At 58.6% G+C, this 22,624-nt stretch carries 20 protein-coding genes; 13 read left to right on the forward strand and 7 right to left on the reverse strand.

Features of this window, described 5'->3' with window-relative positions:
• Positions 1 to 89: 89 nt before the first annotated feature.
• From pheP to M2433_RS05980, 5 genes are all read left to right on the forward strand, one after another.
• A complete protein-coding gene (gene pheP / locus M2433_RS05960; RefSeq protein ID WP_429053551.1) occupies positions 90 to 1,475 on the forward strand; it encodes a phenylalanine transporter in 1,386 nt (461 codons plus the stop codon).
• A 258-nt stretch (positions 1,476 to 1,733) separates the two neighbouring features.
• Positions 1,734 to 2,978 (forward strand): MFS transporter, encoded by a 1,245-nt coding sequence (locus M2433_RS05965; protein ID WP_429053550.1) that lies wholly within the window; start codon positions 1,734 to 1,736, stop codon positions 2,976 to 2,978.
• Between the two features lie 9 nt (positions 2,979 to 2,987).
• Positions 2,988 to 4,013, forward strand: a complete 1,026-nt coding sequence (locus tag M2433_RS05970) for a sugar phosphate isomerase/epimerase family protein (RefSeq protein ID WP_429053548.1) — start codon at positions 2,988 to 2,990, stop codon at positions 4,011 to 4,013.
• Positions 4,006 to 5,148, forward strand: a complete 1,143-nt coding sequence (locus M2433_RS05975; protein WP_429053547.1) for a Gfo/Idh/MocA family protein — start codon at positions 4,006 to 4,008, stop codon at positions 5,146 to 5,148. The genes M2433_RS05970 and M2433_RS05975 overlap by 8 nt, the downstream gene beginning before the upstream one ends.
• 75 nt (positions 5,149 to 5,223) lie before the next feature.
• Positions 5,224 to 6,195, forward strand: a complete 972-nt coding sequence (locus M2433_RS05980; RefSeq protein WP_429053546.1) for a LacI family DNA-binding transcriptional regulator — start codon at positions 5,224 to 5,226, stop codon at positions 6,193 to 6,195.
• On the opposite strand, the gene M2433_RS05985 is transcribed toward M2433_RS05980, so the two are convergent.
• The gene (locus tag M2433_RS05985) at positions 6,196 to 7,440 is read right to left on the reverse strand and encodes a mechanosensitive ion channel family protein (protein ID WP_429053544.1); all 1,245 of its coding nucleotides are present in this window, start codon (positions 7,438 to 7,440) and stop codon (positions 6,196 to 6,198) included.
• A 65-nt stretch (positions 7,441 to 7,505) separates the two neighbouring features.
• A complete protein-coding gene (locus M2433_RS05990) occupies positions 7,506 to 8,942 on the reverse strand; it encodes an MFS transporter (RefSeq protein WP_429053541.1) in 1,437 nt (478 codons plus the stop codon).
• Between the two features lie 107 nt (positions 8,943 to 9,049).
• Here M2433_RS05990 and M2433_RS05995 point away from each other — a divergent pair, with 107 nt between their 5' ends.
• From M2433_RS05995 to M2433_RS06005, 3 genes are all read left to right on the forward strand, one after another.
• The gene (locus M2433_RS05995; protein WP_429053538.1) at positions 9,050 to 9,919 is read left to right on the forward strand and encodes a helix-turn-helix transcriptional regulator; all 870 of its coding nucleotides are present in this window, start codon (positions 9,050 to 9,052) and stop codon (positions 9,917 to 9,919) included.
• A gap of 138 nt (positions 9,920 to 10,057) precedes the next feature.
• The gene (locus M2433_RS06000; RefSeq protein ID WP_429053535.1) at positions 10,058 to 10,387 is read left to right on the forward strand and encodes a type II toxin-antitoxin system RelE/ParE family toxin; all 330 of its coding nucleotides are present in this window, start codon (positions 10,058 to 10,060) and stop codon (positions 10,385 to 10,387) included.
• Positions 10,368 to 10,655: a helix-turn-helix domain-containing protein gene (locus M2433_RS06005; RefSeq protein ID WP_089599386.1), complete on the forward strand. Its 288-nt coding sequence runs from the start codon at positions 10,368 to 10,370 to the stop codon at positions 10,653 to 10,655. The genes M2433_RS06000 and M2433_RS06005 overlap by 20 nt, the downstream gene beginning before the upstream one ends.
• Before the next feature lie 36 nt (positions 10,656 to 10,691).
• Here M2433_RS06005 and nfsB read toward each other — a convergent pair whose 3' ends face one another.
• The 3 genes from nfsB to M2433_RS06020 all read right to left on the reverse strand — a co-directional run bounded on the left by nfsB (position 10,692) and on the right by M2433_RS06020 (position 12,414).
• Complete coding sequence (nfsB, locus tag M2433_RS06010) at positions 10,692 to 11,345, reverse strand: oxygen-insensitive NAD(P)H nitroreductase (protein ID WP_108415769.1); 654 nt, start codon at positions 11,343 to 11,345, stop codon at positions 10,692 to 10,694.
• Positions 11,346 to 11,465: 120 nt separating this feature from the next.
• Positions 11,466 to 11,834, reverse strand: coding sequence for an MmcQ/YjbR family DNA-binding protein (locus M2433_RS06015; RefSeq protein WP_429053533.1), 369 nt, complete (start codon positions 11,832 to 11,834; stop codon positions 11,466 to 11,468).
• Positions 11,824 to 12,414: a TetR/AcrR family transcriptional regulator gene (locus M2433_RS06020; protein WP_429053531.1), complete on the reverse strand. Its 591-nt coding sequence runs from the start codon at positions 12,412 to 12,414 to the stop codon at positions 11,824 to 11,826. The genes M2433_RS06015 and M2433_RS06020 overlap by 11 nt, the downstream gene beginning before the upstream one ends.
• 189 nt (positions 12,415 to 12,603) lie before the next feature.
• Between M2433_RS06020 and M2433_RS06025 the strand changes: the two genes are divergently transcribed.
• Together M2433_RS06025 and M2433_RS06030 are read left to right on the forward strand one after the other, a co-directional pair.
• Positions 12,604 to 13,707, forward strand: coding sequence for an MBL fold metallo-hydrolase (locus M2433_RS06025; protein WP_429053530.1), 1,104 nt, complete (start codon positions 12,604 to 12,606; stop codon positions 13,705 to 13,707).
• Positions 13,708 to 13,739: 32 nt separating this feature from the next.
• Positions 13,740 to 14,081, forward strand: a complete 342-nt coding sequence (locus tag M2433_RS06030) for a RamA family antibiotic efflux transcriptional regulator (protein ID WP_429053817.1) — start codon at positions 13,740 to 13,742, stop codon at positions 14,079 to 14,081.
• 106 nt (positions 14,082 to 14,187) lie between these two features.
• Here the strand turns inward: M2433_RS06030 and M2433_RS06035 are convergent, their stop codons facing one another.
• Complete coding sequence (locus M2433_RS06035) at positions 14,188 to 16,332, reverse strand: TonB-dependent siderophore receptor (protein ID WP_429053528.1); 2,145 nt, start codon at positions 16,330 to 16,332, stop codon at positions 14,188 to 14,190.
• A 123-nt stretch (positions 16,333 to 16,455) separates the two neighbouring features.
• Between M2433_RS06035 and M2433_RS06040 the strand changes: the two genes are divergently transcribed.
• Positions 16,456 to 18,024: an alpha/beta hydrolase-fold protein gene (locus M2433_RS06040; protein ID WP_429053526.1), complete on the forward strand. Its 1,569-nt coding sequence runs from the start codon at positions 16,456 to 16,458 to the stop codon at positions 18,022 to 18,024.
• Here the strand turns inward: M2433_RS06040 and M2433_RS06045 are convergent.
• Complete coding sequence (locus tag M2433_RS06045; RefSeq protein ID WP_429053524.1) at positions 18,010 to 18,258, reverse strand: DUF1158 domain-containing protein; 249 nt, start codon at positions 18,256 to 18,258, stop codon at positions 18,010 to 18,012. The two genes, M2433_RS06040 and M2433_RS06045, sit on opposite strands and share 15 nt — an antisense overlap.
• Before the next feature lie 479 nt (positions 18,259 to 18,737).
• Between M2433_RS06045 and M2433_RS06050 the strand changes: the two genes are divergently transcribed.
• Both M2433_RS06050 and M2433_RS06055 read left to right on the forward strand, forming a co-directional pair.
• Complete coding sequence (locus M2433_RS06050) at positions 18,738 to 21,446, forward strand: cation-transporting P-type ATPase (protein ID WP_429053522.1); 2,709 nt, start codon at positions 18,738 to 18,740, stop codon at positions 21,444 to 21,446.
• A gap of 111 nt (positions 21,447 to 21,557) precedes the next feature.
• Positions 21,558 to 22,622 carry an efflux RND transporter periplasmic adaptor subunit gene (locus M2433_RS06055; RefSeq protein ID WP_429053520.1) on the forward strand — a complete coding sequence of 355 codons (1,065 nt, stop codon included), beginning with the start codon at positions 21,558 to 21,560 and terminating at the stop codon, positions 22,620 to 22,622.
• Positions 22,623 to 22,624 lie beyond the last annotated feature (2 nt).

Genomic DNA, 22,624 nt, shown 5'->3' on the forward strand with positions numbered 1-22,624 from the left:
TATCCGGGGCAGGGATGCCCCAATCCCTTGCTACCTCCAGCATGAAGTGTTAAAACGTGCCCCTTCTAAAAAAGAGACAGGGGTAGGACGTGAAAGACGCGTCATCCGCTTCAGGCCATGGTAGCGCTGAAGCCTCGTCGGATCAGAATCCGACGCTGCAACGTGGTTTGCAAAATCGACATATTCAGTTAATTGCCCTTGGCGGCGCGATCGGGACCGGGCTGTTTCTCGGCATCGGCCCCGCCATTCAGATGGCTGGCCCGGCGGTTCTGCTGGGTTACGGTATCGCCGGGGTTATCGCCTTCCTGATCATGCGCCAGCTTGGTGAGATGGTCGTCGAAGAGCCGGTTTCAGGCTCCTTCGCGCACTTTGCTTATAAATACTGGGGCCCGTTTGCAGGCTTCCTGTCCGGCTGGAACTACTGGGTCATGTTCGTGCTGGTAGGGATGGCGGAGCTGACCGCCGCAGGCATCTACATGCAGTACTGGCTGCCGGATGTCCCGACGTGGATCTGGGCGGCGGCCTTCTTCATCATTATTAACGCCATTAACCTTGTAAACGTGCGCCTGTACGGTGAAACCGAATTCTGGTTTGCGCTCATCAAAGTGCTGGCAATTATCGGCATGATCGGCTTTGGTTTGTGGCTGCTGTTTTCCGGCCACGGCGGCGAGCGCGCGACGATCGACAATCTTTGGCAGCACGGCGGCTTCCTCGCCACCGGCTGGAAAGGGCTGATCCTCTCCCTGGCGGTGATCATGTTCTCCTTCGGTGGGCTGGAGCTGATTGGCATTACCGCCGCCGAAGCGCGCGACCCGCACAAAAGCATTCCAAAAGCGGTTAACCAGGTGGTGTACCGTATCCTGCTGTTCTACATCGGCTCGCTGGTCGTGCTGCTGGCGCTCTATCCGTGGGTGGAAGTGAAATCCGACAGCAGCCCGTTCGTGATGATTTTCCACGATCTGAACAGCAACGTGGTCGCTTCTGCGCTGAATTTCGTTATCCTGGTCGCGTCACTGTCGGTCTATAACAGCGGGGTCTACTCTAACAGCCGCATGCTGTTTGGTCTCTCCGTACAGGGCAACGCGCCGAAGTTCCTCACCCGCGTCAGCCGCCGCGGCGTGCCGGTCAACTCGCTGTTCCTTTCCGGCGCGATTACCTCTCTGGTGGTGCTGATCAACTACCTGTTGCCGAAACAGGCCTTTGGCCTGCTGATGGCGCTGGTTGTCGCCACGCTGCTGCTGAACTGGATCATGATCTGCCTGGCGCACCTGCGCTTTCGCGCCGCGATGCGCCGCAAGGGGCGCGAGACGCAGTTCAAGGCGCTGCTCTACCCGGCGGGCAACTATCTCTGTATCGCTTTCCTCGGGCTGATTCTGGTGCTGATGTGCACCATGGATGAGATGCGCCTGTCAGCGATGCTGCTGCCGGTGTGGGTAGTATTCCTGTTTATTGCATTTAAGCTCTCGAGAAGGTAAAAGCAAAACGGCAACCTGGTTGCCGTTTTTAGTGTTTGCACCCTCTCCCTGTGGGAGAAGGCCGGGGTGAGGGCACCAGACCCCACCTGCCTTCACGCCCGGTGGCGCTACGCTTACCGGGCCTACAAAGTATCACTCCACCTTTATCGTGACCCTCCTCCCAAATCTGTTTCGATCTACAGGATCTTTATTTTGTAATCGATTACTTTTTATTTGAACCGTTTTGTAATCGATTACTTTTTCTGGGTGAGGCTCATCATGGTGTCAACAACTGAAAGTAGTGGAAAGGCGATAGCGCAGCACCGGCTGCTGGTGCCGCGGCTGTCGCTGATGATGTTTCTGCAGTTTTTTATCTGGGGTAGCTGGTCGGTTACGCTCGGCCTGGTGATGACCCAGCACAACATGTCTTTGCTGATTGGCGATGCCTTCTCCGCCGGACCCATTGCGTCTATTCTCTCGCCGTTCGTGCTCGGGATGCTGGTGGACCGCTTCTTCGCCTCGCAGAAGGTGATGGCGGTAATGCATCTGGCGGGCGCAGCGATCCTCTGGTTCGTGCCGGGGGCGCTAATTGCCGAGAACGGCGCACTGCTGATCGGCCTGCTGTTTGGCTACACGCTCTGCTATATGCCGACGCTGGCGTTAACCAACAACATCGCGTTTCACAGCCTGGCGAACGTGGATAAAACCTTCCCGGTGGTGCGCGTGTTCGGCACCATCGGCTGGATCGTCGCGGGCATTTTCATCGGCGTGACCGGCGTGGCGTCCAGCGTGACCATTTTCCAGGTGGCGGCCGCCAGTTCCGTGCTGCTGGCGCTTTACAGCCTGACGCTGCCGCACACGCCAGCCCCGGCGAAAGGCCTGCCGGTTAAGGTGCGCGATCTCTTCTGCGCGGATGCCTTTGCGCTGCTCAAAACCCGCCACTTCTTCGTCTTCTCCGTCTGCGCGATGCTGATCTCCGTCCCGTTGGGCACCTACTACGCCTATACCGCCTCATACCTGGCGGATGCCGGGATTGCCGACGTCAGCACCGCCATGTCCTTCGGGCAGATGTCCGAGATCTTCTTCATGCTGGTGATCCCGCTGCTGTTCCGCCGCCTGGGCGTGAAAGTCATGCTGCTGATTGGCATGCTGGCGTGGTTCGTCCGTTACGCCATGTTCGCGCTGGGCGTGAGCGAAGAGGGGCGCTTCCTGCTCTATATCGGCATTCTGCTGCACGGCGTGTGCTATGACTTCTTCTTTGTGGTGGGCTTTATCTATACCGACCGCGTAGCCGGTGAAAAGGTGAAAGGCCAGGCGCAGAGCATGATCGTGATGTTCACCTACGGCATCGGCATGCTGCTCGGCTCGCAGATTTCGGGCGCGCTTTATAACCGTCTGGTGGCGGGGCAAACCGTGCCGCAGGCGTGGGTGACATTCTGGTGGATCCCGGCGGTGGCAGCCGCGGCGATCGCGCTGATTTTCCTTCTCACGTTCAGGTATGACGATGACAAGGCGCAACGTTAAGGAGGTGGTATGAGGACGATGAAAGGACCCGGCATTTTTCTGTCACAGTTTATTGGCGGGGAAGCGCCGTTCAACTCGCTCGACGGGCTGGCCGGGTGGGCAGCCGGGAAGGGCTATAAAGCGGTGCAGATCCCCTGCAATCATCCGCACATTTTTGATGTCGAAAAAGCGGCAGAGAGCCAGATCTACTGCGATGACATTACCGGCAAGCTGGCCGCGCACGGGCTGGTCATCAGCGAGCTGTCGACCCATCTGGAGGGGCAGCTTGTGGCGGTAAACCCGGTCTACAGCGACGCGTTTGACCACTTCGCGCCCGCCGCCGTGCGCGGCAACGATGCGGCGCGACGGGCGTGGGCGACGGATAAGCTGAGGCAGGCGGCGGTTGCCTCGGCCAGATTGGGCCTGAAAGCGCACGCGACCTTCTCAGGCTCGCTGGCATGGCCGTTTTTCTACCCGTGGCCGCCGCATAACGAGCAGCGTTTTCAGGATGCATTCGGGGAGCTGGCAGCCCGCTGGCGGCCGATTCTGGATGCGTTCGACGAGCAGGGTGTGGACGTTTGCTTTGAGCTGCATCCGGGGGAAGATCTGCACGACGGCGTGACCTTCGAGCGTTTTCTGGCGCGGGTAGATAACCATCCTCGCTGTAACATCCTTTTTGACCCAAGCCACATGCTGCTGCAGCAGATGGACTACCTGACCTTTATCGACATCTACCATTCGCGCATCAAGGCGTTTCACGTGAAGGATGCCGAGTTCCGCCCCAGCGGGCGCAGCGGCGTCTACGGCGGCTACCAGCCGTGGATCAACCGCGCCGGACGCTTCCGCTCGCTCGGTGACGGGCAGATCGACTTTAAGGGCATTTTCAGCAAGCTGACCCAGTACGACTATGACGGCTGGGCGGTGCTGGAGTGGGAGTGCTGCCTGAAGGACGGCGAAACCGGCGCGAGGGAAGGCAGCGAGTTTATCCGCCGCCACATTATCCCGGTCTCCGGGCGCGCGTTTGACGACTTCGCGGCAGGAGGCAAGCATGATTAACGTCGGGATTATCGGCAGCGGGTTTATCGGCCCGGCGCATATCGAGGCGCTCAGGCGGCTGGGTTTTGTCCAGGTCGTCGCGCTGTGCGACAGCACGCGGGCACAGGCGCAGGAAAAAGCGCGTCGGCTTAACGTCCCGCACGCCTACGCCAGCGTGGAGGAACTGCTCGCCCATCCCGATCTGCACGTGGTGCACAACTGCACGCCAAACCATCTGCACGCGGAGATTAACCGCCAGATCCTGGGCGCGGGAAAGCACGTCTTTTCCGAGAAGCCGCTGTGCATGACCCCGGACGAGGCGCGCGAGCTGGTGGCGCTGGCAGAGGGGGCGGGCGTGGTGCACGGCGTGAGCTTTGTCTATCGCCAGTTTGCAATGGTGCGCCAGGCGGCGAGCATGATGCGCGCGGGCGATATCGGACGGGTGTTTGCCGCGCACGGCAGCTATCTGCAGGACTGGATGCTGCTGGAAACCGACTACAACTGGCGGGTGGATGCCGCGCTGGGCGGTGCGTCGCGCGCGGTGGCGGATATTGGCTCCCACTGGTGCGACACGGTGCAGTTTGTCACCGGCCGGCGCATCATCGAGGTGATGGCCGACCTCGCCATCGTCTGGCCGACGCGCAAGGCTAACGTGGCTGGAAATCAGACCTTCGTGCATGACGAGCACGCCCGCTATGAGGACAAACCGGTCACCACGGAAGACTTCGGCTCTGTGCTGTTCCGCTTCGACGACGGCAGCAAAGGCAGCTTCAGCGTCTCGCAGGTGAGCGCCGGGCGCAAAAACCGCCTGGCGTTTGAGATCAACGGCAGCGAGCGGTCGGTGGCGTGGGATCAGGAGAACCCGCAGCGGCTGTGGATCGGCCATCGCGCGCGGGCAAACCAGACGCTCACCGACGACCCGAGCCTGATGAACCCTGACGTGGCCGACAGCGCCCACTTCCCCGGCGGGCATATCGAAGGCTGGCCGGACGCCTTTAAAAACATGATGGCGCAGTTCTACCGCGCCGTGCAGGCGAGCGCGATGCCGGATCGGCCCGCGTTTGCCACCTTCTACGACGGCGCAAACGTGATGTATATCATTGATGCAATAGTGAAAAGCCATCAGCAGCAGCGCTGGGTGCGCGTGGCGTATTGACGCGTTGCCCGGTTCGCCGGGCAACGAATTTATGGTAGCCTGCACAAAACGCTAACCGCAGGATGTGTCGTCGCTATGTCAATTCAGAAAATCGCTCAGCTGGCCGGGGTCTCCGTGGCGACGGTTTCCCGCGTGCTCAACAACAGCGACACCGTGAAGGCGAAAAATCGCGAGCGCGTCCTGCAGGCGATCCAGGAGAGCAACTACCAGCCTAACCTGCTGGCGCGCCAGCTGCGCACCGCCCGCAGCTATATGATTCTGGTGATGGTCTCGAACATTGCCAACCCGTTCTGCGCCGAGGTGGTGAAAGGTATCGAAGAAGAGGCTGAGAAAAACGGCTACCGCATTCTGCTCTGCAACTCTGGCTCGGATATCGAACGTTCCCGCTCGGGCTTAAGCCTGCTTTCAGGCAAGATCGTCGACGGCATTATCACCATGGACGCCTTTTCGAAGCTCCCGGAACTGGCCGCGCTGATAGGGTCCGCCCCGTGGGTGCAGTGCGCCGAATACGCCGACGCCGGGACGGTTTCCTGCGTGGGGATTAACGACGTCGATGCGTCGCAGCATGCCGTCAGCCAGCTGGCCGAGAGCGGCCGCACGCGTATCGCGATGATCAACCACGACCTCAGCTATAAATACGCCCGGCTGCGCGAGCGCGGCTACAAGAGCGTGATCCACCTTAAAGACCTGGCGTATCAGGCGGTGGAGTACGCGAGCGATCTCAGCTCCCGCGCCGGGATGGCCGCCATGCAAAATCTGCTGAAGGAAAACCCGCCGGACGCGGTATTTGCCGTTTCCGACACGCTGGCGGCGGGAGCCTTACGCGCCATTCAGCAGGCAGAGCTGCGGGTGCCGGAGGAGATCGCGGTCGTGGGGTTTGACGGCACCGAGCTGGCGGACATGATTTCGCTCACCACCATCGAGCAGCCGTCGCGGGATATCGGGCGCAAGGCGGTCGATCTGCTCTTAAATAAGATCGACAACCCGGATGCGCCCACGGAAAGAGTGATGATGGACTGGCGCTTTATTTCCCGCGCCAGCGCCTGATTATCTGGCGACAGCGCCCGTCAGGGAGCGAATATCGTTCCCGGTTGGCGACTGGTGAATGCGCAGGCCGAATTCATCCACCACCGCAAAAATATGGTCGAAGATGTCCGCCTGAATCTCCTCATATTCCGCCCAGACAACCGTATTGGTGAAGGCATATATTTCAATCGGTAAACCATTCGCGTCAGGCGCGAGCTGGCGCACCATCAGCGTCATATCTTTGCGAATGCGCGGGTGGTTGCGCAGATATTCATTCAGGTAGGCGCGGAAGGTGCCGATATTGGTCATCTTGCGCAGGTTTAATATCGATTCCCCTTCACCGTTCTGCTGATTCCACAGGTTAATCTCCTCATGACGCGCGGCCAGATAAGGCTTCAGCAGCTTTGCCTGAATCAGCTTCTGCTGCTCCTGCTCGTCGAGAAAATGAATGCTGGTGGTATCGATATTCAGGCTGCGCTTAATGCGTCGACCGCCGGACGCCGACATGCCGCTCCAGTTGATAAAGGCGTCGGAGACCAGCGCCCACGTCGGGATGGTGGTGATGGTGTTATCAAAATTACGCACTTTTACGGTGGTCAGGCCGATGTCCGTCACCGTGCCGTTGGCGCCGTATTTCGGCATCTCCAGCCAGTCGCCAAGCTTGAGCATATCGTTGGCGGAGAGCTGAATCCCGGCGACAAGCCCCAGTATCGGGTCTTTGAAGACCAGCATTAATACCGCCGCCATGGCGCCCAGGCCGCTTATCAGAATCGCCGGAGACTGGCCGATCAGCAGGGAGATAATCAAAATCCCTACCAGAATGGCGCTCACCAGCTTAATGCCCTGGAAGATCCCCTTCAGCGGCAGCTGCGAGGCGGTCGCCATTTTCTGCGACAGATTGAAAATCACGTCCAGCAGCGAGAAGAAGGAAAGCAGGGCATACACCATAACCCACAGCTTCGCGCAGGTGGTGAGAATTTCCGCCGCTTCGCTGCCTTTTTGCAGCCACAGTACCGCCTGAACGTTGACGATTATCCCCTGAAGGGTGAAGGCCAGACGGTGAAATAATTTATTCTGGGTAATAATCTGCAGCCATAAATGGCTGCTGGCCTGCGCGCGCTTTTCAAAAGCCCGCAGCACCACTTTGTGCAGAATAAAATGAACGATGATGGCGGTAAGAAAAATAATACCAAAGATAATCACTAAAGAGGTGGTGTGATTAATTTCAATGCCTAACTCTTCAACCTGAGCAATTAATTCCTGCATAACGTCTCCTGTATTGATGCAGCCCCATAATGGCGGCTGCGGATCTATTATGCAAATTCACGGGCCTATTTGGCGGCCTGACAGACCTTCACTGCCGGCAGGCACAGGCGATGGCGCATGCGCAGCGTCGCCAGGGCCAGCACCACCATCATGACCGTTTCCACCATCAGGAAGACGTTCACCGCCTGGGTGTAATCCCCGTGATGGTGTTGCAGCGCGTGCAGCAAAACCGCGCCAAAAATAGCCGGGCCAAGGCCCAGCGCGGCCTGCTGCAGCGTGCTGAGAATAGCGCTCGCGGCCCCCGCGTCGTCAGGCTGAATATCGCGCATGCCGATGCGGTAGAAGCTGTTCACGATCAGCGCCTGGCCGTAGCCCACCAGCCCGGTGGCGGGTGCCAGCGTCAGCGCGGTGTTGTTCATACCCCACAGCCGGAATGTCGCCATCAGCGCCAGCAGGCCGATAATCTGGATCGCCAGACCCGTCAGCAGAATGGTGCTGGTGCTGTAGCGGGCAATCAGACGCGGCGCGAACCACGCGGAAATAAAGTAGGTCACGCCCAGCGCAATAAAGCTGTTCCCGGACTGCCACGGCGCCATCCCCAGACCGCTCTGCATGGTGAGCGCCATGCAAAACATAAACCCGGACCAGACGCTGAAAAAGAGCATCGCAATCAGTACGCCAAAGCGAACGCTGCGAAGTGCAAGCAGGCGCGGCGGGATCAGCGGGTGGGCATTATCACGCTCTTTTTTGCGCGCATTCAGCGCCATCAGCCAGGCCAGTGGGATTAGGGCGAGAAGCATCGCCTTCAGCGGCCAGGACCAGTGCCACTGTGGGCCAAGCGCCATCGGGAACAGCAGGCAGCAAAGCATGATGGCCAGCATCACGGTGCCTGCCCAGTCGATGCGGGAAGGCGTCTCGCGACGGGTTTCCGGTACGAAACGGCGGCTCAGCGCCAGCACCACCAGACAAATCGGCACGTTGATAAAGAAGGCGTTACGCCAGCCCAGCCCGGCGATATCCGCCGACACCAGCCAGCCGCCGCCCATTTGCCCGACGATAAATGCAATTCCGCCGATGCCGCCAAACAGGCTAATGGCTTTCGCATGAGCGGTGCCTTTCAGCGTTACGTGCAGCGTGGCAAGAATTTGCGGCATGATAAGCGCGGCTCCCGCGCCCTGAACGATGCGCGCGGCCAGCAGCTGTTCGATGTTCCCTGCCATGCCGCACAGCAGCGAGGTCAGGCCAAAGATCCCCACGCCCCACATAAACAGCCGACGACGGCCAAAATTATCCCCGAGCTTGCTGCCGAGGGCGAGGCAGACGGCAAAGGCCACGCCGTAGAGGGCGACGATCAGCTCCAGTTCGGTGGCGGTGGCGTGCAGTGAATGGGTGATAGCGTCCAGCGCCACGTTGGTGATTGAGGTATCAATCATCGGCAGCATCTGGCCGGTTAACAGCAGTATCAGGCCTGCGCGACCCGGTGAAACAACTGACGTATTCATGGTAACTCCATTGCGTCATTCAACAGATGGTCGTAGCATCAACCATCTAATAAACGGGTACCAGTTCTTGCTTATACTGGTACTGGCACTACCATGCAGGGGGATTTATGGCCTTGATGTCTGAACCGGTTGCCTTACGTCAGGACGACACCCGAAAACAGCTGGGTGCATTTTTGCGCGCGCGGCGTGAAAGCCTCGACCCCCAGCGTCTCGGCCTGCCGCGCAGCGGTCGGCGCCGTACGCCGGGCCTGCGCCGGGAAGAGGTGGCGATGCTCGCAGATGTGGGCGTGACCTGGTACACCTGGCTTGAGCAGGGCAGGGACGTCAACCCGTCCAGCGCGGTGATGGCCGCCGTGGCAAAAGCGCTTCAGTGTACCCCAACCGAAGCCCGACACCTGTTTGTGCTGGCCGGGTTGCCGCCGGGTGAAGCGCCGCAGGCGGTCTGCTGCGAGGGCATCAGCGAAGGCACGCGCCGCCTGCTGGATACCTTGATGCCGAAACCCGCCAGCATCCAGAAACCGAACTTCGACATCGTGGCGTGGAACGACAGCTTCGGCCACCTGATGGGCGTTGATTTCAATGAGATCCCGCCGGAAGACCGCAACTGTATTTATCTGTTCCTCACGCATCCGGCGTGGCGCGCGCGTCTCGGCAGGCGTGACGACGTGCTGCCGATATTTGTCTCCTACTTCCGGGCGGCGATGGCCGAACACCGGGGCGACCCGCTTTGGGAAGCGAAGCTGGCGCGCTTCTTTGCGGTATCGGAAGAGTTCAAAACCCTGTGGCACCAGCGCAACGACGTGCGCGGCGTGGAAAATCAGATCAAGCTGTTTACCCATCCTGAGCTGGGGGAGTTTACGCTGCAGCAGATGTACTGGTACTCCGCGCCGCGAAACGGGTCTCGGCTGCTGGTTTATCTGCCGGTGGATGAAGCGGGAGAGCGAGCGATGGCATGGCTGGCGGCGCAGGGAAAATAAGTTTTTTGCGAGGGGCTTTCAGGGAGTTAATGCTGATCCGGTGATGTTTGCTAAGAGCAGGTAAGGTAAACATGAAAGGCTAAATTAGCCTTTAATGCAAATTGCCTTATATGCTAATATCATCAGGGATGAAAAACCGTGTTCAGACTTATTGTTCATGAGGCGGTCAGGGGAGAGATTCTCTCACTGCCTGCTGGGGTACAGGCGAAGCTGATTCGACAGCTTGATAAATTACGCGCTAACCCGACAGCACTGCGGGAACCTGACAGCAAACCCTTACCGCATGGTTTGTTCGAAATCAGAACCGTCGGGCTGATCCATTCTCGGGGGATTTACGTTTATCAGCGGGAAAAGACAATTTTTCTGCTGCGAGTGTTTATCAAGAAAACGCAAAAAACGCCCTCTGCTGAACTTCGTCTGGCACTGAAGCGACAACAGGAGATGTTGGATGAGCAAGAAGATTATTGACTGGGATGAACTCCGATCTGAGCTGTTAAGCAATTCAGAGGTACAGGCCTCTTTTGATGCTGAAGAACGAAAAGAGCGCTTGCGCGAAATGTTGGCGCAATGGCGAAACCAGGCCGGTCTGACGCGCGCGCAGGTGGCGGAGCGAATGGGCGTCAGCGCACCCACCGTATCAAGAATGGAAGCGAATATAACCCGGGCGAGTCTTGATACCTTAACGCGTTATGCACTGGTGTGTGGGGTTAAACACCCGCAGATTACGCTCTATTGAAAACAGGCACGCCGGTAACGGGCGCGCCTGTAGCGATCAGCACTCGGTCACAATCGTGCTCAGCGGCAGGCGGGACTTCGGCAGCGTGGCGTTGAAATCTTCCACGCTGTGATGCCCAACCGGCACTACCACCAGGCTGGTGAAGCCTTTCTCTTTCAGACCAAACTCTTCGTCGAGGATCGCCGCGTCAAAGCCTTCAATCGGCACCGCGTCCAGACCCAGTGCGCCAACGCCCAGCAGGAAGTTGCCGACGTTCAGGTAAACCTGCTTCGCCATCCACTGATCGTCATCTTTCAGATCCACGCGGTGCATGTCGGCGAAGTAGTGGCGGCCTTTATTGTTGGCGGCTTTGGCTTCCGGCGTGTTGAAACGGCCATCGGCCTCTTCCTGATCGACAACGCGCTCAAGCCAGGCATCGTCCATCGCGGTTTTCGCGCAGAACACCACCACGTGAGAAGCATCCAGCATTTTGCGTTCGTTGAACACATAGGTGCCCGCAGCGGATTTCGCCACGCGCGCTTTACCTTCCTCGGTGCTGGCCACGATAAAGTGCCACGGCTGGGAGTTGGTGCTGGACGGGCTGTACTGCAGCAGGGTTTTGATTTTTTCCGCTTCTTCAGCGGTCAGTTTTTTGGCTGGGTCGAACGCCTTGGTTGAGTGGCGTTTCAGGGCGACAGAAATGATATCCATAACAACTCCTGGTGATGAAATTCGCCCGCGTGCGGGCGCGAAAGGTGAGCAGATTACAGCGGGACGCGGAAAAAGATAAGTGCATTTCGAGCGCTTACTCTGTTCGTCTCAGACGAACAATCAGACTGGCCTAATCCATTTCTGGTCTTTTTTGGGCAGCTTATCCACCACCAGATTCCAGGAATCATTGATGAGGTCGGTTACCAGCTCCGGCGTCACGTCGTCAGTGCCGTAAAGGGAAATCCAGTGCTTTTTACTCAGATGGTAGCCCGGCTCTATCCCGCGATAGATCTGCTGATTAAGCAGAGATTTCTCCGGGTCTGACTTCAGGCTGACGTGCGGCCGCCTGTGCGCGACCGCCACAATCATGAAAATTTTCCCGCCCACTTTGAAGACATCAAACTCCGGCCCAAACGGCCAGCAGTGTTCGGTGAACGGCAGCTCCAGGGCCACGCGCATGGCGTGATCCTGTAAGGCTTTACTCTCCATTGGCGCCCTCATACGCAAGACCGCGCCACATCACATCAAAACCGAGCGCTTTAAAATCAACGGCGCGGGAAGGATCGCGGGTAGCAAATTCCATCGTGGATTCGGCCAGCGATAAGAAAAGCGCATCGCCGAACGTTTTAAATTCATCCGACATAAATACCGGGCGCACCGAGCGGCGGCAGAGCTCATGCAGCTCGGGGAACATCTCTTTCACGGCCTGTTCCGTCTCGGCGTTGATCTTCTCGCTGACGCCAAGCTGGCGAATCGCGGCGTGCGCAAGAGGGTTTTTGATCCCCCAGTCAACGTAGCTGTTCCAGATGTTGCGCGTGTGCTCTTTCGGCGTGGTAAGGCTACGATCCAGGTTTGACAGCATCGCCTGGCAGAGGTCCTGCTTCAGGTGCAGGTAGAGGGCATTTAGCAGATCGTCTTTGGTAGCAAAGTAGCGAAACAGGGTGCCTTCGGCGACGCCCGCGTTACGGGCAATTAACGCCGTTGAGGCGGCAATACCTGACTGTGCAAATGCCACCGTTGCGGCTTCCAGTAAGGCCTGTTTTTTATCTTCACTCTTCGGACGTGCCACTAAATTTTCCTCCTGTCAATTGTAAAAACCCCGATTGAAACACGTGCTTTGACACGCTGCAACGCGGAATGTCAAAGATCGAAAACGTCTTGACGACTTTATCATCATATCTATAATGAGTGCTTACTCACTCATAATCAAGTTTACCCCGCGCAAACTATCGGATGGGGCGCGTTTTCGGGTCAGGATATGAAAAAACCTCTCTTCATCTGCGTGGTGTTAATCATGATTATTGCTTCAGCTGCAAGTTTACCCTGTGTTCTGAATGCCGGATTTGGCCAGCCGCCGCAGGGCGAGCAGCTCACCGAAGTGGAGGCCTCCCCGCAGTATCGCGAAGGGAAATTCCACAATACGCTGCCGACGCCGGGTTATAACGGCGACAAAAACATGCTGGTCGCGACGTGGGAATTTCTGACCAAAAAAACCGAAAACGCACGACCGGCGCAGCCGCTGCCGCTGGTAAAAACCGATCTTGCGAGCCTGCCGCTGGAGCAGGACACCCTGGTGTGGCTCGGTCACTCCTCGTGGTACCTGCAGCTCGCGGGTAAACGCATTCTGATTGACCCGGTGCTCAGCAACTACGCCGCGCCATTCTCGTTCCTCAATAAGGCCTTTGCCGGCGAGTATCCGTGGCGCGCTGAAAGCATGCCGGAGATCGACCTGCTGATTATCTCGCACGATCACTACGATCATCTTGACTACGCCACCATCAGGGCGCTGCTGCCGAAGGTGAAGCGAGTGGTGACGCCGCTGGGTGTCGGATCCCATCTGCGCTACTGGGGGATGAACCCCGACATTATCGACGAACGCGACTGGAACCAGTCGGTGCGCATCAGCGATGAGCTGACGGTGCATGTTCTGCCGGCGCGCCACTTTTCGGGGCGCGGTATCAAACGCGATCGGACCCTGTGGGGCAGCTTTATGTTCGTCACGCCTGAGCAGAAAGTTTACTACAGCGGGGATTCCGGTTATGGCCCGCACTTTAAGGCCATCGGCGAGCAGTTTGGCGAGGTTGACCTGGCCATTATGGAAAACGGCCAGTACGACCAGGACTGGAAGTACATCCACATGCTGCCGGAGGAAACGGCGCAGGCGTCGGCGGATCTTCGCGCGAAAGCCGTGGTGCCCGGACATAACGGACGCTTCGTGCTGGCGAAACACGCCTGGAACGACCCGCTGATCCAGCTGGCCAAAGCCAGCAAGGACAAAAATTATCGGCTGCTGACGCCGGAGCTGGGCGAGCCCGTCCGGGTGAGTGATACCACTCAGGCATTTCGCGCGTGGTGGGAATAATGTTTAAGCAAGAAGCAGAGGGGGAGAGCAGTATGACCATTTCCGCTCAAGTCATCGACACTATTGTCGAATGGATCGACGACAACCTGCATCAGCCATTACGTATAGAAGAGATTGCCCGCCACGCGGGTTACTCGAAGTGGCACCTGCAGCGGTTGTTTATGCAGTACAAAGGGGAGAGTCTGGGACGCTATATCCGTGAACGCAAGCTGCTGCTGGCGGCGCGGGATCTGCGTGAGTCGGACGAGCGCGTGTATGAGATCTGCCTGCGCTACGGGTTTGACTCGCAGCAGACGTTTACCCGCATCTTCACCCGCACGTTCAACCAGCCGCCAGGCGCGTATCGTAAAGAGAACCACAGTCGGGCGCATTGAAAGAAATTCCCCTCACCCCGGCCCTCTCCCCAACGGGGCGAGGGTGTAATCGTCCCCTCTCCCCGTTGGGGAGAGGGTTAGGGTGAGGGGCCAGACCGCACCCTGTTTACCACCGATAATTCACCGTCGCCGTCACCGTTCGGCCAATCCCGTAGAAGCACGCCGTATCGCTTGCGCACGACGCAACATATTTCGTGTCCGCCACGTTATTGACGTTGAACTGCACGCTCGTCCCTTTCAGGCTGTGGTTCAACTCGCCGAGATCGTAGCTCAGCATCGCGTCATACAGATCCACCGACGGCACCTTGAAGGTATTCTTCGCATCGCCGTAGCTGGTACCGATGTAACGCATCCCCACGCCAGCGGTCAGGCTCTTCAGCGCGCCGCCCGGAACGGTATAGCTGGCAAACGCCGATGCCATATGCGCCGGAATACGCGCCGGCGTTTTGCCTTCTGTTCCCGCCACCGTCGTGCTTTTTGTTTTCGCATCGGTGTAGGTGTATGAGCCAATCAGGTTGATGTTGTCCATCAGCGTGGAGTGGATTTCCGCCTCAACGCCTTTCGAACGCACTTTACCCGCGTTCTCGAACCAGCCTTCGGCGCTGTTGTAGGTCGCCACGTTGTCCTGGGTTAAATCGTACAGCGCGAGGGTCATCAGCGTACTGTCGACCGGCTGATACTTCAGGCCAATCTCGGTCTGCTCCCCGGTGGTTGGCTTGAAGGGGGCAACGCCCGGCGCGCGGTTGGTTTGCAGGTTCGGTTCAAACGAGGTGCTGTAGCTGAGGTACGGCGACAGGCCAGAATCGAACGCGTACAGCAGGCCGGTTCGCCAGGTGAACTTGCTGTCGTTCTGCTGGGTTAAGCTGCCGTCGGTGAAGTCGTGAGTTCGCACTTCGCTCCAGTCGTAGCGCCCGGAGACCAGCCATTCCCAGCTGTTCCAGCTCATTTGATCCTGCAAATACAGCCCCATCTGGTCGAGATTTTGCTGCTCGTCGGTGGCCGTTTTGAAGGTGCTTTCATCCACGTTCACGCCGTACACCGGGTTCGTCCAGTCGAGGTCATACTGTGAACCGCTCCCGCGTTCCAGCAGCTGTTTATCTTTGCTGGTCTTGTAGTCGAACCCGCCGAGCAGGGTGTGGCTGACGCTGCCGGTCTCCAGCAGATACTCAAGCTGGTTATCCAGGCCAAATTCGTTGGTGGTGCGCTCTTCATGCTGCGCGCGTCGCGTCAATACCGTGCTGTTGGCCGCGCTGCTGGCGTAAACGAGGTAACGGTATTTTTGTTTGATGCTGGCGTAACGCGCGTTCTGGCGGAAGGTGAGGTCGTCGGCGAACTGATGTTCCAGCTCGTAGCCGATCGTCGTCTGCTCGCGCCAGGACTGGTTGTAATTCGGATCGCTGACGTTAAAGTCGCGCGGGATGTATTTCCCGTCGACGCTTTTGACCGTGCCGTAGGCGGGCAGGAAGTTGCGGTAGCCCGCATCCGGATCCTTCTGGTAGCTGGTCAGCAGCGTAAAGCGGGTCTGATCGTTCGGGTACCAGGTGATAGCAGGCGCGATCGCCATCCGCGTCTCTTTATAATCATCCACCTGATTATGCTGGGTACGGGCGATACCGTTGACGCGATAAAGCACGCGGCCGTCGTCGCTCAGCTTGCCGCCGAAATCAAACGCGCCTTCTGCCAGATCGTTATTGCCGGTGCGGAACTGCACGTTATGGATGGATTCCGCGGTCGGCCGTTTGCTGGTCATGCTGATTAACCCGCCAGGGTTGACCTGACCAAACAGCACCGACGCCGGGCCACGCACCAGCTCCACGCGCTCCAGTAACCACGGGTCAATCGTACCCGTCTGGGACGAGGCTGTCGCGCCGAAGCTCAGGCCGTCGAGGAATTTCGGCACATAGCTAAAACCGCGCACGAACACCTCGTCGTTACGGTTCGACGAGCCGCGGTACTCGGTAAACACGCCCGCCGAGTAGCGAAGCGCCTGCGATACGGACGTCACGTCCTGCATGTTCATCTGATCGCGGGTGATCACCGATACCGACTGCGGCGTTTTCACGATCTCCGCGCGGGTCTTGGTGGCGGAGAGCGTTTGGGTTGCCACAATCCCTTTTACCGGGGCGGTGGGGTCTTCACTCACGCTCTGCGTCACCGTTATGGTTTCTTCTCTATTCTCGGCCTGAGCCGCTACGCTGGTCGTCGCCAGACTCAGCAGCCACAGCTGCATTATCTTATTATTTTTAAACATTTTTTCTACTCATCCTTGGTTGCTATCGCCATAAAAACACCGTTAAAACGCGTTAGATGATATTGCAAATTATTACCATTTGCATTAGCGTTGATAACAAATTTCGTCAGGGAACAAGCGGTAATGAAGAGGGTATGGAGCGGATTATTACTCGGGATAGGTGTGCTGCCTGCGGTGGCGGCAACCTGCGAACACTCTTCCCGGCAGGGAGACGTCCAGGGGAAGTTTGATGCCAGCGGTGAAGTCTGTTTTATGCTGCCAGAGCTTGCTGAAAATTATGTCTCCGCCACGCTGCATGGCGTAACGGATGCCCGCCTGCTGGACGGGCAAAACCGCCGCATTCGTACGTTGGTTGAAAATGGGCCCGCCGATGGCGAACACACGCTGCTTTTTGCCCTGCCGGAAAAGCAGAGCACCTCGCTGGTCCTGCACGGCGAAGCGGGTAAACCCTGGCGTTTTCAGTGGCGGATGAAAGAGACATCTGCGCTACCGCGCGTACAGAGGCTTGCACCTGAAAGCCCGACGCTTCAGGCGCTGGCAAAAGAGATTGCTGCCGGAGGGAGTACCGACGCGTTCTGGCAGACGCAGATTCGGCAGGGAACGCCGATGGTGGAGCCGGTAGACGCAGAACATAAGCGCGTCACCTTCCTATGGCGCGGCGCGCGGGATAACGTCTTTATTCTCGGCTCACCGGCGGGGGATCACGACCCGCTGTTCCGCCTGGCCAACAGCGACGTCTGGTTCCGCAGCTATGTGGTGCCCGCTGACACGGTGATGCAGTACAAGCTCGCGCCCGATGTGCCGATCGTCGAGGGGTCCTCACGCGATCAACGTCGCGCGATCCTGGTGAGCGCCCAGGCCGATCCGCTCAACCCGAATACCTTTGGTGAACAAAAGACGGATCGCTGGAACCGCTATTCGCTGCTCGATCTCAGCCCGGCACGCTATTGCTCCGTGCAGGCCACGGCCCAGCCGCTGGTCCACGGGTTATTAAGCCGCCAGAGCATCACGAGCAATATCCTCGGTAATTCCCGCCAGGTGATGATCTATAAACCGCGCGGCGCACAGCCTGCACGCTGGACGCTCATCCTCTTTGACGGGCAGATTTATCAGGACGAGTACCATTTCGCTAACGTGCTGGACGGTCTGATCGCCCGCCATCATCTTCCGCCGATTAACGTGGTGTTTATCGACAGCCTCGATCACGCCCGACGCGGCAACGAGCTGCCGCCGAACCCGGATTTCGCCGACTTTATGGCGCATGAACTGCTGCCGTGGCTGCGCGGGCAGGGCATCGCGATGCAGCGGCAGAAAACGGTGCTAGCGGGGTCGAGCTACGGGGGAATCGCGTCGTCATGGGTCGCGCTGCGCTATCCGCGCCTGTTTGGTAACGTGCTGAGTCTTTCAGGTTCGTACTGGTGGGCACCGAAAGGGGAGGCTCCCGGCTGGCTGACGCGGCAATATACTCAGTCGCCGCCATATCCGGTGCGCTTCTGGCTGCAGGCCGGAAAGTTTGAAACCACGGGGCCGGGCGGGGGCATTTATCGCACTACGCAGGATTTCGAACAGGCGTTGAGGGAGAAAGGGTATCGCGTCAGCTTCCATCCCTCATCCAGCGGTCACGACTACGCGGCCTGGTGTGAAGCGCTGATCCACGGCATGCGTGACTTCACCGGCTTACGACGCCAGTGAAAACCAGCGGCGCCAGACGAAACGCAGGATAAAGAATTCGATGGCGCCGAGTGCCAAAAACCACAGGCAAAACAGAATGGTGTAAAGCTGGTTCAGATCGACCATGTGAAAGGTCGTCATCAGTTTCTGCGCCAGCACCAGACCCAGCGACGGCGCGGGTAACAGCAGGCAGGAGAGCAGGGCCAGCAATAAAATGCCTCCCGCCGTAAGCAGCGATTCTAACGGGTGTTTCATTGTAATGTTAATCGTCAGTTAAAAATGTCATTGTCCGGCATTCTGTAACGTAAAGCAATATCAGCCCCGCTGGCCATTTTGAATAAAACAAAGACATTATTACTGCGAATAAATAACACTATACGACCCGGTGTTCATATTAATATCGCGTTATGTAAATAAATGTCCGTATCAGGAAAATAATTTTACAAACGTGTAGGTGCTATATCCAATTAACGTGGCAATAACAATGGCTGCGACAATGTATAACGCCAGGCGTCGTCCGCGATAAATACCAAACATGGTTCCCCCTCGTTTAGCGTTGGTTTAGAAATATTTTGTAAAAATCAGGTCATCGAAATAGTTTTAATCAGTTTTGAATAACCGAGAAGTCATTATATTGCGGTAGATCAATTTTACCCGCAAGACTTAAAAATGAATTTATTTAAGCCAGAAAGGAATTCAGGCTTCTGTTCACCGGATATTGAAGGAAAAATACGATGACCGAAAAAAAATTATCCCCAAACATGCCGCCTTCCGGCGGGCTGGCATACCAGCAGACCGTAGAGCAGGTGCTCGCTCACGCGCAGAGCCAGGCCAGCGGCCTGGACCGCACAGAGGCGCAGGCGCGTCTGCAAAAATCAGGTCCGAATGCGCTGCCGGAGAAAAAAGGTAAACCCGCCTGGCTGCGTTTTTTGGCCCATTTTAATGATGTGCTGATTTATGTCCTGCTGGCCGCCGCCGTATTAACGGCAGTAATGGGCCACTGGGTTGATACGCTGGTTATTCTGGGCGTTGCGGTAATCAATGCCTTAATTGGCCATATTCAGGAAAGTAACGCGGAAAAATCCCTGAAGAGTATTCGCAATATGCTCTCCAGCGAGGCGCGCGTTATTCGTAACGGCAGCCACGAAACGATACCCACAACTGAAATAGTTCCGGGCGATATTATTGTATTACGCGCGGGGGATCGTATTCCGGCGGATATGCGTCTAATCGAAGCGCATAATTTACGCGTGGAAGAGGCGATTCTGACCGGTGAATCCACCGTGGTGGATAAGCACACGAATCCGCTGAGCGGCGAACTGCCGCTGGGCGACCGCACCAATATGGTCTTCTCCGGAACCACCGTGAGCGCGGGGGGCGGCGTTGGCGTGGTCACCGCGACCGGTAAGGATACGGAACTCGGCCACATCAACCAGATGATGGCGGGCATTGAAAAGCACCGCACGCCGCTGCTGGTGCAGATGGACAAGCTGGGCAAAGCGATCTTCGCCATTATCCTCGCCATGATGGCCGCGCTGTTTGTCTTCAGCCTGGTGTTCCGCGAAATTCCAATGGGCGAGCTGCTGCTCTCCCTGATTAGCCTGGCGGTGGCGTCCGTACCGGAAGGTCTGCCGGCGATTATCTCCATCATCCTCTCCCTGGGCGTGCAGGCGATGGCGCGTAAGCGGGCGATTATCCGCAAGCTGCCAACGGTTGAAACCCTGGGCGCGATGACCGTGGTCTGCTCGGATAAAACCGGCACCCTGACCATGAACGAAATGACGGTTAAAGCCATCATCACCGCAGACACCTGCTACCGCGTGGACGGCAACAGCTACGAGCCGGTGGGCAACATTTACCTCGAAGGCAGCGACGAGCCGGTGCAGATCCAGCCGGGCACCGTGCTGGAGCAGTACCTGCGCACCATCGACCTGTGTAACGACAGCCAGCTGATTCAGGACGAGCGCGGCCTGTGGGGCATCACCGGTGGGCCAACCGAGGGGGCGCTGAAGGTGCTGGCGGCGAAGGCCAACCTTGAGCCGGTCATGACCACCCTGGTTAACAAGATCCCGTTCGACTCGCAGTACAAGTACATGAGCACCCACTATCAGATTGACGGTGAGGAGCAGATCCTGATTACCGGCGCGCCGGACGTCATTTTCGCCCTGTGCGCGCAGCAGCAGACCCGTCACGGCGCGGAAGCCTTTAACCACGCGTACTGGGAAGCTGAAATGGAGCGCTATGCGCGTCAGGGGCTGCGCATGGTTGCCGCGGCGTTTAAGCCAGCGAACGGCGAGCAGGAGCTGACGCACGACGACCTGAGCCACGGCCTGATCTTCCTCGGTATCGCCGGGATGATGGATCCGCCGCGTCCGGAAGCGATTGACGCGATTAGCGCCTGCCAGCAGGCGGGGATCCGCGTGAAGATGATCACCGGGGATCACCCGCAGACGGCGATGAGCATCGGCCAGATGCTGGGGATCACCAATAGCGAGCAGGCGGTGACCGGCTACCAGCTGGAGAAAATGGACGACGCCGAGCTGGCGGACGCGGCGGTGAAGTATGACATCTTCGCCCGCACCAGCCCGGAGCATAAGCTGCGCCTGGTGAAAGCGCTGCAGGATAAAGGTGAAATCGTCGGCATGACCGGTGACGGCGTGAACGATGCCCCGGCGCTGCGTCAGGCGGACGTGGGCATCGCGATGGGCATCAAAGGCACGGAAGTGACCAAAGAGGCGGCGGACATGGTCCTGACGGACGATAACTTCGCCACCATCGCCAGCGCGGTGAAAGAGGGGCGTCGCGTTTATGACAACCTGAAGAAGACCATCCTCTTTATCATGCCGACCAACCTCGCGCAGGGGCTGCTGATTGTGATTGCGCTGCTGGCGGGGAACATCATTCCGCTGACGCCGGTGCTGATTCTGTGGATGAACATGGCGACCTCCGCCACGCTCTCCTTCGGCCTGGCCTTTGAAGCCGCCGAGCGCAACATCATGCGCCGTCCGCCGCGTCAGACCGGGCAGCACGTGATGGACGCCTACGCCGTCTGGCGCGTGGCCTTTGTCGGCACCATGATTGCCATCGCCGCCTTTGCGCTGGAAGCCTGGCTCGCCCCGCGCGGCCACAGCGCGGAGTTCATCCGCACCGTGCTGCTGCAGATGCTGGTCTGCGCCCAGTGGGTGTACATGATTAACTGCCGCAACACCGAAGGGTTCTCCCTGAACCGCGGCCTGCTGGCGAACAAAGGTATCTGGCTGGTGACGGGCGTGCTGTTCCTGCTCCAGGCGGCCATTATCTACCTGCCGTTTATGCAGATGCTGTTCGGCACCGAAGCGCTGCCGCTGCGCTACTGGTTCGTGACTCTGGCGGTGGCGGGCGTGATGTTCTTCGTCGTCGAAATCGAGAAGCGACTGACCCGCAGGTTCCGTAAGGCTGCATAACGAAAACCTTACCCCTCACCCTGCCCTCTCCCCAAAGGGGAGAGGGTGTTCAAGTTCCCTCTCCCCTCTGGGGAGAGGGTTAGGGTGAGGGGAAAATACTGAGGTACTCCCATGAAATTCCCACTCCTGTTCGCGCTCCTCGCCTGCACCCTGCAACCCGCATTCGCTGCCGCCATTCCCGTCCGCGTCGCCGCCGTGGAGCAGACCGCCCACGCCGCGGAGCGTCAGATCCCGGGCCGCATCGAAGCGATTCACACCGTTGAGCTGCGCGCCCGCACGGAAGGCGTGATAACGAAAATCCACTTCCGCGACGGGCAGTACGTGAAAAAGGGCGACGTGCTGTTCGAGCTGGACGACGCCGAGCCGCGCGCCGCCCTGCGCCTGGCGCAGGCCGAGGTGAGAAGCGCCGAAGCCACGCTGCGTCAGGCGCAGCAGCAGCTTTCCCGCTTTGAAAGCCTGGGCAGCAGCAACGCCATCAGCCGTCACGACGTGGATAACGCCCGCATGCAGCGGGACGTCGCCAGCGCCGCGCTGGAGCAGGCGAAAGCCCGTCTCGACACCCGCAGCGTCACCCTGAACTACACCCGCATCGCCTCGCCGATTGACGGACGCGTGGGGCACAGCAGCTTCCACGTCGGCAGTCTGGTCAATCCGGCGAGCGGCGTTTTGGTGGAGGTGGTCCAGCTCGATCCGATCCGCATCGCCTTTGCGCTGGAAGAGGGGGCGTTTGCCACCAAAGCCGGACAGCATGCGGATATCAGCGCCATGAAGCAGGCCTGGCAGGCGTTAATTGACAGCAACGGCCAGCGCGTCAGCGGTGAGCTGACGTCGGTGGATAACCGCATCGACCCGCGCACCGCCAGCGTGATGCTGCGCGCCGAGTTTGCCAACCCGCGCCATCAGCTCCTGCCCGGCGGCAACGTGAACGTGACCCTGCGCCCGGCAAGCGAGCAGTCGGTTCTGACCCTGCCCGCCGCCGCGGTACAGCAGAACGGCGCCGGGTTCTTTGCCTGGGTGGTTAACGCCGACGGCAAAGCCGAAATGCGCCCGCTGAAGGTCGCCGGACAGATTGGCCAGCAGTTCCAGGTTACCTCCGGCGTGAAGCCCGGTGAGCGAGCAATCACTGACGGCGCGCAGCGCGTGCAGCCCGGCGCTGCCGTCCAGATACTGAATTAAGG

Source organism: Enterobacter sp. AC1, from assembly GCF_050434705.1.
In the GTDB taxonomy this organism is placed as follows: domain Bacteria; phylum Pseudomonadota; class Gammaproteobacteria; order Enterobacterales; family Enterobacteriaceae; genus Enterobacter; species Enterobacter cloacae_L.